This is a genomic window from Candidatus Kuenenia sp. (assembly GCF_027493735.1).
Lineage (GTDB): Bacteria > Planctomycetota > Brocadiia > Brocadiales > Brocadiaceae > Kuenenia > Kuenenia stuttgartiensis_A.
Window position 1 is genome coordinate 379,160 of record NZ_JAOSKF010000001.1, and the last position, 13,617, is coordinate 392,776.

The window sequence follows — 13,617 nt, forward strand, 5'->3', positions numbered from 1 at the left end:
GCCTTTATTCATTATGAAACAACCTGATTTTTTTATCGTGGGCGCACCAAAATGCGGGACGACATTTTTATATAGCCACCTTAAAAACCACCCTGAAATCTTCATGCCGGAGAGAAAGGAATTGCATCATTTCGGGACGGATATATATCATCCTGATTTTGTCAGAGACACAACAACCTATCTGTCTTTTTTTCAAAACGCGGAAAATGAAAGGAGAATAGGAGAGGCGTCCGTATGGTATCTTTATTCAAAACAGGCGGCGCGTGAGATAAAGGCTTTTTACCCTTCGGCGCAAATTATCATTATGCTTAGAAATCCCGTCGATATGATATACTCCTTACACAGTCAATACCTGTATAATGGATGCGAGGATATTATTGATTTTGAAGATGCCCTTAGAAAAGAGGATTTGAGGAAAAAAGGGTTATTCTTACCGAAAAACGCTTATCCTGTGGAAGGTCTTTTATATCGTGAAACGGCAAAATACACGCAACAGATAAAACGATATTTTGAAATATTTGATAAGAAAGCCATTCAATTCATTATTTTTGACGATATAAAGAATAATCCCCAAACATCCTTACAGGATACCTTCCGCTTTTTGGGGGTGAATGAAGATATCAGCAATGATACAAAATTGATTAACCCAAACAAACGCGCAAAAAGCGTTTTTTTAAGAAATTTACTGCAAAACCCCCCTCCCTTTTTACTGAATATGTCAAGAAGATTAATACCCCACGCAATTCGCAGCAGAATGAGAAAGGGCATGTGGAATTTCAATATCCGGTACGAATCCCGTATTCCCATGAGACCGGAATTACGAAAGAGATTGCAGGATGAATTTAAACCTGAAATCAAACAGTTGAGCGATATGCTGGGAAGAGATTTAAACTATTGGTGTGCACATTAATCATTTGCGAATTAAATGAAAATATCCGTCCTTACCCGCCATAAAATCCCTTTTAGTCTGGAAACATACCGCGAAAGTATCAGGAGGGAGTTATCAATCCTTGGCGTAGAGATCACTCCCTTTACGGAATCCGGCCCTGCCCCTGAAAATTGCGATATCATCTGGGAACCTGGCCTGGCGGGAAACCATACTCCGCCTGATATATATAAAAACTCGCGCACAACAATTGTTGCAACCGTTCACGGGGCGGCGCTGTTTACCATGAAATGGAATGAAATTAACACCTCTTTTTTGCAGGTAATAAGATGCAAATTGAAAAACCGTATAACATTATCCGCGTGGAAATGGTTTCGGGAAAAGACCTCCGCAATCATTACCGTTTCAGAATTTGCCGTACGGGAAGTGTCGCATGTCTTTGCGCTTCCTCGCGGAAAGATACACCCTATCTACCATGGCGTCGATCATGAGACGTTTCACCAGAATGGCGACATTGCAAAGGTATCAGAACCCTATTTTCTCCATGTCTCACAATATAGTCCAAAAAAAAATGTTGACAGGATTATCCGTGCATATGAAAATCTTTCAAATAACAGAAAGCCGGAACTTATCATGATAGCGCCCGGATACACAAAAACCATCCGCGTTAAAGGAATAAGGCATATTCAGGAAAAGTGCTCTCCCCATGAATTGGCAAAATGGTACAGAGGGTCAATTGGATTTATATTCCCTTCTCTGCATGAAACATTCGGCATGCCTGTTTTAGAGGCAATGGCATGCGGCTGTCCGGTAATAACATCAAACGCCACTGCATGCGCCGAAATAGCAAACGACGCCGCCCTTCTCGTAAATCCGCGTTCAGAACATGATATTACTCACGCAATGCAGCGTTTGAGAGAAGATGTTTCCTTACAAGATGCATTAAGAAAAAAGGGCTTGGACCACGCGCAACATTTTTCATGGCAAAAAAGCGCAAAAGAACATTTGTTGGTGTTTGAAAAAGTATTGAAATTAAAATAATGAATAAAACCGCTCTTCAACCAGTAATAATCATGGGTATGCACCGTTCCGGCACCACAATGCTTGCTTCACTGCTGGAACAACTGGGACTATTTATCGGCGCAAAAAAACAGGAAAATGATGAATCTTTGTTCTTTTTCAAATTAAACGACTGGCTGCTGCGCCAGGCAAATGCCACATGGGATAATCCGCATAATTTCACCTTTATAAATGCCGTCTTTAAGGAGAGGGTTCTTCACGTGCTAAAGCAGCACCTGAAGGGTATGCGAAGGTTTGAATATTTAGGTTTTGGAAAATTTTTGCGCTATGGCGACATCCGGCATATTGATTTTCCATGGGGATGGAAAGACCCAAGAAACACCTTTACCATTGATATCTGGAAAGATATCTTCCCCCATCCAAAGCTATTGCATATTTACAGAAATCCCCTTGACGTTGCAAACAGCGCAAGAAAAAGAGAAATTGAGATTCAAAATAATTTTAAGCATAACTGGAAGTGTTTTTTTAAAGAACGTTTGGTATTAGGAAAGGCTTTCTACCAGGACTCCGTAAGGCTTCAGAATATTTATGAAGGGATTCAATTGTGGAGGGTTTATGTACAAAAAGCGCTTTCCTTAGAAGAGGAATGGAATGGAAACATACTCCATGTACGATATGAAACATTTCTGGACAATCCGGCGGACACCCTTGGCAAAATTGTACGCTTTATCGGCCTGACCGCTGATGCTCCATTAATAAATGCCGTTTCAAAAAACGTGTTATCCGGGAATAAATTTACCTTTATAAAGGACAGCGCCCTACTGGAAATTTACCGGCACATAAAGGAAGAAGATATCATGAAAAAACTAGGCTATGATACTATCACTGAAAAATAATCCGTCACACCTCGCCCCTTATTGGTCAACAATCTCTATGGAAAAAGATATTACTCCTGAACAACAGCATACAGGTAAAATCTCTGTTATTATCGTAACGTGGAATGCGTATTCATGGATAGCTAATTGCCTGAAAAGCCTTAAAAGCGATCTCAGCGCTTTTTCTCATTCAATCATCATCGTGGACAATGCATCCTCCGACCAAACCGTATCGTATATCAAAACACAATTTCCGGAGATAATTCTTATCGAAAACAAAACCAATAATGGTTTTGCGCAGGCGTGCAACACGGCGCTGCAAAAATCATGCTCTGAGTATGTCCTCTTTTTAAACCCCGATACAGAAGTGATTCCAGGCATGACGAAAAGCCTGTTGGCATTCATGGAAAAACATCAGGAAGCAGGTGCAATTGGCCCCACGCTACTTAATCCTGACGGAACACTCCAGTTGAGCGGCAATACCTTTCCCAATCTTAAAAATATTCTGAGTGAATCATTTTTCCTTGATCGTCTCTTCCCAAACAGCCGTTTTTTTGGGTTGCATAAGATGAGCCATATCGACCGTTCAAAAGTATTGAAGGTTGACTGGACTATGGGGTCGTGCCTCTTTGTACGCAGAGAAGCACTCGATAGAGCGGGAAATTTTGACAGCAATTATTTCCTCTTTTTTGAAGAAACAGACCTGTGCCTACGGCTGAGAAATGCCGGGTATGAGATATACCTTCTGCCCGGGGCCAGACTCATACACTTTGGCGGGGCAAGCAGCCCTGAACTTTATAATGCAGAAAAAATCATCCACTATCACAAAAGCCTCTTTTATTATTTCAGAAAACACATGCCACACCAGTTGATTTTTCTGAAGATGATACTATTCTCAAGATCACTGCTTCGCATTATTCTTTGGCTGACACTGTACCCTGCAAATGCAAAAACGGCAGCGGAAAAACTATCCGGCTACGGAAAGGTATTAAAATTATGTTTTTAAGTTATAAACAGATTTACAGGAATAGCTATGTCTTTAGTGGTAAATAATTCTCATACATCTGCTACAAAATCCAAGGCTTACAAAGTGGCTATGATCACCGGAAGCTTTCCTGATGCGCCATGCGGTGTAGGCGATTATACCGCAAGATTGTCGCAGGAGTTAGCCAGACAAGGGATACACGTTTCTGTACTGACAACTGATCTGCCTGAAATCAAGCCCCCTCAGCCTTCAATAACTGTATGCAAAGTCGTTAAATCCTGGCAATTGTATAATACATTTCGATTTGTTCGATTCCTGAAGGCAATGAAACCGGACATCATCCATATCCAGTATCCTACGCGGGAATATCGGCGGTTTCTGTTGCCCAATTTTCTTCCCCTTATTTGTTGGGCGATCTTTCCCAAATTATGTAGAATAGCTACAATCCATGAATTTAGCATTGCACATAAGTTTCGCAAGATTGGAATGATCTTTTTCTTGCTCCTTTCAAATAAGATTATATTCCCTGACAAGCGTGAAGCATCAGCCGTTTTAAAGTGGTTTCCCTGGCTTAAAGGACGATATACGGTCATCCCGATTGGCGCCAACATTGAGCCGGTTCCTAACATTGTTTCAAGCAGGCGCATAGCAGAAATACCGTACATCGTTTATTTTGGTTTTGCCACAAAGTCAAAAGACGTTATTACTTTATTCCATGCATTTAAACAATTGCTCATACATGGGGTTAAATGTAAATTGGTAATGATAACCTATCTTTCGGATGATGATCATCATGTTATGAAAGAGTTAGGCATTGAACATGCAATAACGGTTACCGGCTATTGTACCCCTGAACAGGTATCTGTTTATTTTACGAATGCAACGGCCTGCGTTCTGCCATTTAAGGATGGAGTCTCTTTGCGGCGGGGAACATTTCTCACTGCGCTTCGGCATGGTCTCCCCGTAGTAACCACTATAGGTGAAAATGTCCCGGAGGTATTAAAAAATTGGGAAAATGTAATTTTAACGCCAATCGGCGATTATCAGGCCATGTCCGATGTCATTTTAAAACTGTTCCATGACCCCGTCCTGAGAAATAAAATCTCAGATAACGCCATGGAGTTGGGAAAGTGTTTTTCCTGGGATAATATCGGACTTCAGCATGTAGCGCTATATTCGTCTATGCTTACTTAAGGAGAATAAAGGAATGGAATTTTATACAATGGTGTTACGAAAGAGTAGAAACTATTGGGTAGCTTTATGTTTGGAAAATGGTATTGTAGGGCAGGGGATTACAAAAGAAGAGGCGATTGAAAAACTTAAAGAGGCCATTGATTCTTTTGATGCCGTACACAAAACAGAGAACGACATCTATACTTCACCATTATCTGTTAAAGAACTCCACGAATTTTTAACTGTTGAAGGGGTAGAACCAACCACAGAAACATACGAATTAAGGGCTGTACATGCCTAAAAATGTTCCTTCTCTCAAGCCAAAAGAATTAATTCGCCTATTAAAACGTGGAGGCTGTATGTTTCACAGGGAGGGCAAAGGAGATCATCGAATATATGTTCGCTATTGTCAAGGCAAGAAAAGGGTTGTTCCTATTGATATGGGAGCAGGGGAACTTTCTCCCCCGTATGTGCTTCGTATTTTCCGACAATTTGGTTTTACCGATGATGAAATAGAAAGACTTTTATCATAATAATTCAAGGAGAAATGCTCTTCGCATGATATTAATTTATACAATCTTTGTATACTCTTTTACTTCGCGTTCGAGGCGTTCGCCAAGTTCGTCAGAAGTAACATCCAAATCGTACTGTGCCTGTAATCCAAGCCAAAACTCAGGGGAAGTACCAAAAAAACGAGCCAGTCTGAGAGCAGTATCCGCGGTTATCCGTCTTTTTTGAAGTACAATCTCGTTGATTCTCCGGGGAGGAACACCGATATTAAAGGCAACTCTGTTTTGACTCAAGCCCATAGGTTTGAGAAATTCCTCCAAAAGAACCTCTCCGGGGTGAACCGACTGTAATCTCTTCTTTTCCATAGATTTTCTCCTCAAAACGGGGTCATGGAACAGTTTCAAAATGACATCGTTCGCCAACGATAAAGATTGGTCCCTCTAACCCCTCCTTGCCGGGTGATATTTCAGATACGATTAAGATACCAGCAGCAGCGCTTTTTCTACAGCCTTGGGCAACTCAATCGGAATAAAATAATCTTCAGGATATAGGTAGTCATCTCCTGATTCATCTATGACTCTTATATAGTGATGTTCGGCCGCTTTAGCGTCATGGAGAACTTTGTAAATTTTTCTCAATTCCAGCGATACTTCATAGTCTTTGTTGTTAATGCAAACAGCAAATATTGGTTCGACCTTGTGGTGTTTCATAATTTTTAATCCAAGAAATGTTTTATTTTAATTTCTTTTTTGCCTATACCATGCGCCTCGTACCAATGTAATTCAACTTCATGTATTGTGCCATCAGAAAGACGCACTGTTGCAAATCCTTTACGCTTTCTCCAACGACCAGCACCGAAACGTTTCTGCAACCGCTTAATCTCGCGGATTGAGGTTCCTATTGCAAAGGTCTCAACGTCACGAATCCTTCCTATAATTTCAAAAATCATTATTGTGTGCTTTATATAAAAGCAAGTCCCAATGTTAGGTCTTTACTCTTGCTATTAAAGCTGATTCTTTTTTAACAATAAACAGGACACGATTTGTATCGGTAATAAATATGGGTTCATTTGCGTTGCCTCTTAATGTAACGTGATAAAAGTGCGCCGTCAAATGTTTATCCTTATCTGTTATTTCATAGTTTGATTCTTCTTTACCAAAAAGAGAATGAATTATTGATAACGGGTTCACAACTTCTGGCTTTGCAGGACAGTGTTTTTTTTGAAGCAACGGTATTCGCGTCATTATTTTTTTCGCATAAGGGGTATCAAGCTGTGCAATGACAATGTTAACTTTATTTTCTAGGGTATCTCTTCTATTTTCGTACCTTTGAGAAGCAATACCATACATAGCAAAATAAATCCCTATTACCCAAATAAAAAAAAACGGAAGGGGGTTGTTCATCTTCTTTTTCATTAAGTGGCCGAATCTTTCGCCAGAGGTATCGAATACCCAAATATTCAAACATAAAGTAAATAATTACTTCCGGTATTATTTTGTACATTGTTTTGCCACAAAAGGTTTGGCTTTTTTGATGCTAGGCAACGCAAAATAACCTTTAAATAGAACAGACTAAGTCCTCGGGTCGGGTCTTTATTCTTGCTATTGAAGTTGATTCCTTTTTAACGATCTACTTATGATAGAATAATGCCGCCCAAAATAATCGGCCACTTCCCTATGGCTATAATTGTCTTTCCCCATATATTTTTATCTTTCCTCTTCAATTTTCAGCATACTATCTCGTAAAATGACAGATGTCAACCTATAAACCGTCATTATTACATTGAAAACATGAAGATAGTTTCAATATAATAACAAACGTTTTAAATTACAGAGACCCCAGCTTTGGTCGAGTTTGCCTGGGTGTATAGGAATTTTAAAGTTGTAGGACGAAGCGATTGCTTCGTCACTGGCGAAGTGGCACTTCGCCCTACATCATCGAAAAAGTTGCCGAAGGCCTAATTTATTATAGGGTTTGTTGGGGTGACCCGACTAACCCTCACGACCCAACGGACTCAAGATACCTAAAACCAGTCGTTCAAACCACGCTTTCTCTGCACTCCCGGCATCTTATGCGGTGAACTAACGTCTCTTAAAATAGTATCGAACGTAAAATAATATGAAAAAAATTGCTATTATTCACGATTGGCTCACCGGCATGCGTGGGGGGGAAAAGGTACTGGAGTGTCTCTGTGAGCTTTTCCCGCAATCAGATATATTTACTTTACTCCATATTCCAGGGTCAGTATCGCCCTTAATAGAAAACAGGACTATCTACACCTCCTTTTTACAGAAATTACCCCTGATAAAGACACACTACCGCACATATTTGCCCTTGTTTCCACTTGCAATAGAGAGTTTCTCTGTCGATGCATACGACATGGTAATCTCCAGCAGCCATTGTGTCGCAAAAGGGGTAATTACCCCCCCTTCCACGCTTCACGTATGTTACAGCCACACCCCCATGAGGTATGTGTGGGAACACTACCATACGTATTTCGGGAAAAACAAGAAGGGATTTATGACAAGGACGGCAATGAATATCTTTGCCCATTATCTGAGGATGTGGGATGTATCGTCTTCAAACCGGGTGGATTATTTTACCGCCAACTCGTACAATGTGGCAAACCGCATTAAAAAATATTACCGAAGAACCGCAAAGGTAATTCATCCTCCAGTGGATTGTTCATTATTTACTCCACCGGATACCTATGAAGAAGGCGGCTACTATCTTATCGTATCCGCATTTGCCCCTTACAAGAGAATTGATATTGCCATTGAGGCATTCAGGGAATTGGGATTACCTCTTGTAATTATCGGAGGGGGACAGGAAGAGCAACTCATTAAAAACATGGCAAAGAATAACATTAAGTGCCTCGGCTGGCAACCGGGAGAAGTATTGAAAGATTTTTACAGAAATTGCAAGGCACTGATCTTTCCCGGAGTGGAAGATTTTGGCATTGTGCCTCTTGAGGTACAGGCATGCGGGAAACCGGTAATTGCCTATGCTAAGGGAGGTGTGCTGGAAACCGTACGTGGAATTTATCCTGACTCTGAATCCAGACCCGAAATGAAACAAAAACAGCCAGAAACACCAACAGGGGTATTTTTTACAGAACAAACAACAGAATCTCTCCTGGAGGCTGTAAGGTTTTTCGAACATAATAAAAATATATTTGATCCGCTTTCGATTCGAAAACATGCTGAAGGCTTTGATAGCCTGATATTTAAAGAAAAGTTTAAACGGTATATTGAGACAATTATTTAACAAAACAGATAGAAAATGGGTAAAAGATTTTCGACATTTTTACTTGATAGAATACTTGAGCAAGAAAAAAAAGAACGGGAAGAGTTACGACTTCGGTTGATAGAAAAACTATTTAAAACATTTGATATGCTGAGCCATGAAATACCTATTAAAGAAGCCTATCTCTTTGGTTCGATAACGAAGCCATATAGGTTTCAAAAAGACTCTGATGTTGATATTGGTTTTATTGGGCTAAAGGATGAGTATTTTTTTAAAGCAATGTCCGTCATTTCAAGAGAAATTGGCAGAGATGTAGATGTGGTACAACTAGGGCAGAGTGGGGGTTGGAGGAATGTAACATAGATGTGGTACAACTAGAGGAACACAGGCTGATAGAAAAAATAAAGAAGAATGGGGTGAAATGGATAAAGGAAAATTCACAGTATTGAAAGCCGATATAGATGCGCAAATAAGAGAGATAGAAAACATCTATGCCAAACTGGAGGAACGAAGACAGGAAGAAAACAGACCTACAGGAATAGAAAGTATCGCGTATCAATTACACAATCTTTATTGTGCTTTTGAAGATCTTTTCAAAATAGTAGCAAATACCTTCGAGAACAATATTCCAAATAAAGCTTCATACCACGTGGAATTATTGAAACGCATGGCTATATCGATAGAAGGAATCAGACCTTCTTTGATGTCTCAGGAAAGCTATGCGCTATTAGAGAACCTGCGATCCTTCAGGCATCTGTTTAGACATGCCTACTCTTATGAACTGGGTGCCAGAAAAAATTTAAATAAAAAAAAAAAATAAAAAAAAAAATCTCTGGATAGTTTCCTATGCTGAAGTAGAGACGCACGGCCGTGCGTCTCTACGTTTTGAATATTAAAAAAGATCGGAACACCGTTACAAAATATTTGAAAGCGTCTTTTGATCCCAATATTTCTTATTAAATGGAAGCAGGAGCTTCCAGGACATGTGTGCCCCCGAGTAGCGACAAGGCATGCCTTGCCGCTACTTGAGAACGAGAATGGAGTTAAGCCTTCGGCGTTTTTTTTGAGATAGAGCGAAGTTGTACTTCGCGCTACATTCAGGAATCCACGGTATCAACAACTACTTCCTATTTCACCACAATATTCACCAGTTTTTTGGGAATAATAATGGTCTTGACCTCTGTCTTTCCTTTCATGCATAAAATAACACTTTCGTCTATCATTACACGTTCTTTTAAATTTTCATCGCTGATATCCACCGGTACAGAAATGTGGCTTCTTACCTTACTATTGACCTGAATAACAATCTCAACCTCTTCTTCCTGAATCGCATCCTTGTCGTATTCTGGCCATTTATTATTGAAGATACTGGGTTTATGCCCCATCGCCTCCCATAATTCTTCACAAATATGAGGAACAAACGGGGCCATGAGCAATAGAATCGTTTCCATAGAATACCTAAAAACCCGGAACTCCAATTCTTCTTCCGTATTGCGAGGCGCAACAACCTTAAATGAATCAATATTATTTAGTAATTCCATAATCGAGGCAATCGCCGTGTTAAAATGCCACGAAGTGTCTAAATCATCCGTAATCTTTTTAATCGTCTGATTCGTTTGACGGTAAATTGCCTTTGCCTTCGGGGGAAGTTTTTGCAGGTCAATTCGTGTACGCCCAACCTTTGCATAACTCTCTTCAAATTCGACAACCTTTTGCCAGAGCCGGTTCAGGAACCGGTGCGCTCCGGGCACACCCCGGTCGTTCCATTCTGCATCTTTCTGCGGCGGCCCTATAAAAAGGGTGTAAAGACGCTGGGTATCCGCGCCATACTTTTCGATAAGTACATCAGGGCTTACCACATTCCCCTTTGACTTCGACATCTTCGCGCCATTCTTAATAATCATCCCCTGTGTAAAGAGATGGTGAAACGGTTCTTTACATCCGATGAAATCAAGATCATAAAGAGCCTTCGTAATAAACCGTGAATATAAAAGATGCAAAATGGCGTGTTCCACACCGCCAATATACTGATCCACCGGCAGCCACACATTTACCTTTTTTTTATCGAAAGGCTGATTATTATCCTTAGGAGAAAGGTATCGGAGGAAATACCAGCTCGAATCAACAAAAGTATCCATCGTATCAACCTCGCGCTTTGCAGGCGCTGCACATTTAGGGCAAGTCGTGTTGACAAACAAATCAATCTTTGCCAGGGGGTTCATGCCTTGTGGCAGAAACTCGATTTCTTCCGGGAGAAGTACAGGAAGCTGTGATTCCGGAACAGGAACCGTTCCGCACGTCTCGCAATATATAATAGGAATAGGCGTTCCCCAATAACGCTGCCTCGATATTAGCCAGTCGCGCAACCGGTACGTCACCGTCCTTTTCCCAAGCCCCTTCGTTTCAAGATGCTCAGCAATCGCAACCATTGCCCTCGTATTGGGCATGCCGTTAAATGCCTCAGAATTAACCAGAACGCCTTCACAGGTAAAGGCCTCTTTCATCGCTTCGGCGTCAAATGATTCCCCTTCCGGTTGAATAACGGCCTTAACCGGCAAATGATATTTTTTTGCAAAAAGGAAATCCCGCTGGTCATGCGCAGGTACGCCCATGACAGCGCCCGTACCATATTCCATGAGCACATAATTTCCTACCCACAGGGGTACTTTTGTATTATTAACCGGATTGATAACATACATTCCGGTAAAAATCCCCTCTTTTACGGCATCTTCCGCCGTACGTTCCACCATCCCCTGGTTTCTCGCTCTTTCAACAAACGCCATCACCTCGCCCTCGCGCTGAGAACCGATGACTAGTTGCTCAATTACCGGATGTTCCGGCGCCAAAGAGACAAAAGTAACGCCATAAAGGGTATCGGACCGTGTGGTGAAACAAGGCAATATCTCTCCCGAACCTTCCAGCCGGAAATCAATGCGCACCCCCTCGCTTCTCCCTATCCAGTTCGCCTGCATTGTTTTTACCCGCTCCGGCCATCCTTCCAGCAACGAAAGATCGTCAAGAAGCTTCTGGGCATAGTCGCTGATACGAAAGAACCACTGCACCAGATCCCTTTGCCGCACAGGGCTGTCGCACCGTTCGCAGCATCCATCTACCACCTGCTCGTTGGCCAATACCGTACTGCACGAAGGACACCAATTCACCGCCGCCTTCTTTTTATATGCAAGGTCATTCTCATACAGTTTCAGAAAAATCCATTGCGTCCATTTATAATAATCAGGATTGCAGGACGTAATTTCCCTGTCCCAATCATATCCGACTCCCCATCGGTGAAGCTGGTGCTTCATGGCTTTTATATTTTTGTGCGTCCATGCGGCAGGATGCGTACCTCCTTTGATAGCGGCATTTTCAGCAGGCAGCCCGAAAGCATCCCATCCGATGGGAGAAAGCACATTGTATCCCTTCATCATTTTGTACCGGGCGACAACGTCTCCGATAATATAATTCCTGCCGTGTCCTACATGCAATGTGCCGGATGGATACGGAAACATTACCAGGCAATAGAACTTGTCCTTTTTCTTTGTATCATCCGTATAAAATAAGCCGCAGCCTTCCCAGTATCCCTGCCACTTCGTTTCAATACCGGTAAAATTGTACTCCCTTTGCGCCATTAGCTACTCCTTAAAAGCGAGGTATTGCAAAAAAATTAGTAATAATTTTTAGTTTTAACAGGGATACACAGGATAGATAGGACAATAAAAACAAACGTAACTTCTAAATAAGTTGAGGTTTTTATAATAATTTTTATCCTCCTCAATCCTCAATCTGCAGATTACAGATTGCCAACTGTACCGTATTCCCCATTAAAAAAAGGCGCAAGTGGGTAAATCTAGCCCTGTGCCTTTCTTCATCTTTCGCAACGATACAAAACAGATTCAGATTCTAACAGAATTTCATACGTAATCAATTGAAAAGACCATTGATTTCTGTTGAAAAACCTTGACAATCAGCAAGTATCATGGTAGCTTTTTATCTCATCGATATTTGAAACTTACCAACACTTCATCTAAAAAAACCATCACCTATTCTATGTGGGGCTGTGGCGCAGTTGGGAGCGCGTTTGAATGGCATTCAAAAGGTCAGGGGTTCGAATCCCCTCAGCTCCACCATTATTTTCAATGGTTTTCAGGAATTTGATACTACTTGTTTTTCCTCAACTGTAGTCAAATTGTAGTCAGTCCATAAAATCTGAACACCATCCCGCAGACTATCAGGACAGTGATGGGCATAACGCAGTGTCATACGAATATCTTTATATCCCAGCAGTTTTGCTATTTTGTAAATATCCACACCTCTTTGCGCCAAACGCGTCGCAAAGGTATGCCGGAATGTATGCGGAGTACGTCTCTAATACCCGCCTTCTGCAATGCCCTGTCAAGTGCCCTTCGGAGATTGTCACTGTCAATTTTGGTCCCAGCGCCACCGGTAAACACAAGGTCATTCTTAATATTCCTTACTTTGTAACACTTTAGTTCTTTGAAAAATTAACAAACGATATTATAAGCTAAGCCGGAAGAGGTATTTGTTAAAAGAGCGTTTTTGGCGTATGCCAGAAGGTTTTCCACAGGATTATCTCCTTGCAATTCTGCAGAGCGAAGTAACGTCTAAGACAGCGCTTGCGGAGACTTTTTGGCCAATCTCGTTATACTGGCTCCAGGAGTGTTGCAAGGGACTTCCATGCCTGGGTTAAACCACCGGCGCTTAGGGGAAGGTTGAAAAATACGGAAAGCATCTTTACGATGTTGTTTACACTGATACCGATTAAGTAGTGAAGCCAGGCGGTAAAGACAATGAGGCGCAATCCGAGTCGTGCCCCTGGCAAGGCATCTGTGACCTTGGGTTGAACTATCTTTTTGCAACAAGCACACCAGTAACCATGAACTGTATGTTCCGTCACAACAGGG

15 protein-coding genes, 1 tRNA gene and 2 pseudogenes are annotated in these 13,617 nt (G+C 41.4%); 11 read left to right on the forward strand and 7 right to left on the reverse strand.

Going from position 1 to position 13,617, the window contains the following annotated elements:
- The first annotated feature begins 13 nt into the window (after nucleotides 1-13).
- The 7 genes from M5U24_RS01685 to M5U24_RS01715 are packed head-to-tail and all read left to right on the forward strand — an operon-like array spanning nucleotide 14 to nucleotide 5,472.
- Nucleotides 14-910 carry a sulfotransferase gene (locus M5U24_RS01685; protein WP_099326166.1) on the forward strand — a complete coding sequence of 299 codons (897 nt, stop codon included), beginning with the start codon at nucleotides 14-16 and terminating at the stop codon, nucleotides 908-910.
- A gap of 15 nt (nucleotides 911-925) precedes the next feature.
- A complete protein-coding gene (locus tag M5U24_RS01690; RefSeq protein WP_099326165.1) occupies nucleotides 926-1,927 on the forward strand; it encodes a glycosyltransferase family 1 protein in 1,002 nt (333 codons plus the stop codon).
- Complete coding sequence (locus tag M5U24_RS01695) at nucleotides 1,927-2,802, forward strand: sulfotransferase (RefSeq protein ID WP_099326164.1); 876 nt, start codon at nucleotides 1,927-1,929, stop codon at nucleotides 2,800-2,802. Before M5U24_RS01690 ends, M5U24_RS01695 begins: the two co-directional genes overlap by 1 nt.
- Nucleotides 2,780-3,787 (forward strand): glycosyltransferase family 2 protein, encoded by a 1,008-nt coding sequence (locus M5U24_RS01700; RefSeq protein WP_099326163.1) that lies wholly within the window; start codon nucleotides 2,780-2,782, stop codon nucleotides 3,785-3,787. The genes M5U24_RS01695 and M5U24_RS01700 overlap by 23 nt, the downstream gene beginning before the upstream one ends.
- A gap of 27 nt (nucleotides 3,788-3,814) precedes the next feature.
- Nucleotides 3,815-4,960 (forward strand): glycosyltransferase family 4 protein, encoded by a 1,146-nt coding sequence (locus tag M5U24_RS01705; protein WP_099326162.1) that lies wholly within the window; start codon nucleotides 3,815-3,817, stop codon nucleotides 4,958-4,960.
- Between the two features lie 13 nt (nucleotides 4,961-4,973).
- On the forward strand, nucleotides 4,974-5,240 hold the full coding sequence (locus M5U24_RS01710) for a hypothetical protein (protein ID WP_099326161.1): 267 nt from the start codon (nucleotides 4,974-4,976) through the stop codon (nucleotides 5,238-5,240).
- On the forward strand, nucleotides 5,233-5,472 hold the full coding sequence (locus M5U24_RS01715; protein ID WP_099326160.1) for a type II toxin-antitoxin system HicA family toxin: 240 nt from the start codon (nucleotides 5,233-5,235) through the stop codon (nucleotides 5,470-5,472). Before M5U24_RS01710 ends, M5U24_RS01715 begins: the two co-directional genes overlap by 8 nt.
- A 36-nt stretch (nucleotides 5,473-5,508) precedes the next feature.
- On the opposite strand, the gene M5U24_RS01720 is transcribed toward M5U24_RS01715, so the two are convergent.
- The 4 genes from M5U24_RS01720 to M5U24_RS01735 all read right to left on the reverse strand — a co-directional run bounded on the left by M5U24_RS01720 (nucleotide 5,509) and on the right by M5U24_RS01735 (nucleotide 6,864).
- Nucleotides 5,509-5,814, reverse strand: coding sequence for a HigA family addiction module antitoxin (locus M5U24_RS01720; protein ID WP_298201372.1), 306 nt, complete (start codon nucleotides 5,812-5,814; stop codon nucleotides 5,509-5,511).
- A gap of 111 nt (nucleotides 5,815-5,925) precedes the next feature.
- Nucleotides 5,926-6,159: a hypothetical protein gene (locus tag M5U24_RS01725; RefSeq protein ID WP_099326158.1), complete on the reverse strand. Its 234-nt coding sequence runs from the start codon at nucleotides 6,157-6,159 to the stop codon at nucleotides 5,926-5,928.
- Nucleotides 6,160-6,164: 5 nt separating this feature from the next.
- The gene (locus tag M5U24_RS01730; protein ID WP_099326157.1) at nucleotides 6,165-6,398 is read right to left on the reverse strand and encodes a hypothetical protein; all 234 of its coding nucleotides are present in this window, start codon (nucleotides 6,396-6,398) and stop codon (nucleotides 6,165-6,167) included.
- A 34-nt stretch (nucleotides 6,399-6,432) separates the two neighbouring features.
- On the reverse strand, nucleotides 6,433-6,864 hold the full coding sequence (locus tag M5U24_RS01735) for a hypothetical protein (RefSeq protein ID WP_169704355.1): 432 nt from the start codon (nucleotides 6,862-6,864) through the stop codon (nucleotides 6,433-6,435).
- A 703-nt stretch (nucleotides 6,865-7,567) separates the two neighbouring features.
- Here M5U24_RS01735 and M5U24_RS01740 point away from each other — a divergent pair.
- Genes M5U24_RS01740 through M5U24_RS01750 form a run of 3 tightly spaced genes read left to right on the forward strand, consistent with a single transcriptional unit; the run spans nucleotide 7,568 to nucleotide 9,515 of the window.
- Nucleotides 7,568-8,716, forward strand: coding sequence for a glycosyltransferase (locus tag M5U24_RS01740; protein ID WP_298201375.1), 1,149 nt, complete (start codon nucleotides 7,568-7,570; stop codon nucleotides 8,714-8,716).
- A gap of 15 nt (nucleotides 8,717-8,731) precedes the next feature.
- On the forward strand, nucleotides 8,732-9,058 hold the full coding sequence (locus M5U24_RS01745) for a hypothetical protein (RefSeq protein WP_298201378.1): 327 nt from the start codon (nucleotides 8,732-8,734) through the stop codon (nucleotides 9,056-9,058).
- Between the two features lie 58 nt (nucleotides 9,059-9,116).
- Nucleotides 9,117-9,515: a hypothetical protein gene (locus M5U24_RS01750; RefSeq protein WP_298201380.1), complete on the forward strand. Its 399-nt coding sequence runs from the start codon at nucleotides 9,117-9,119 to the stop codon at nucleotides 9,513-9,515.
- A gap of 307 nt (nucleotides 9,516-9,822) precedes the next feature.
- On the opposite strand, the gene leuS is transcribed toward M5U24_RS01750, so the two are convergent.
- Nucleotides 9,823-12,324 carry a leucine--tRNA ligase gene (gene leuS, locus M5U24_RS01755; RefSeq protein WP_298201382.1) on the reverse strand — a complete coding sequence of 834 codons (2,502 nt, stop codon included), beginning with the start codon at nucleotides 12,322-12,324 and terminating at the stop codon, nucleotides 9,823-9,825.
- A gap of 422 nt (nucleotides 12,325-12,746) precedes the next feature.
- Here leuS and M5U24_RS01760 point away from each other — a divergent pair.
- A tRNA-Ala gene (locus tag M5U24_RS01760) sits at nucleotides 12,747-12,822 on the forward strand.
- Between the two features lie 16 nt (nucleotides 12,823-12,838).
- Here the strand turns inward: M5U24_RS01760 and M5U24_RS01765 are convergent.
- Together M5U24_RS01765 and M5U24_RS01770 are read right to left on the reverse strand one after the other, a co-directional pair.
- Nucleotides 12,839-13,042 (reverse strand): annotated as a pseudogene (locus tag M5U24_RS01765) (tyrosine-type recombinase/integrase); the annotation flags it as partial.
- A gap of 276 nt (nucleotides 13,043-13,318) precedes the next feature.
- Nucleotides 13,319-13,617, reverse strand: a pseudogene (locus tag M5U24_RS01770) (IS66 family transposase); the annotation flags it as partial.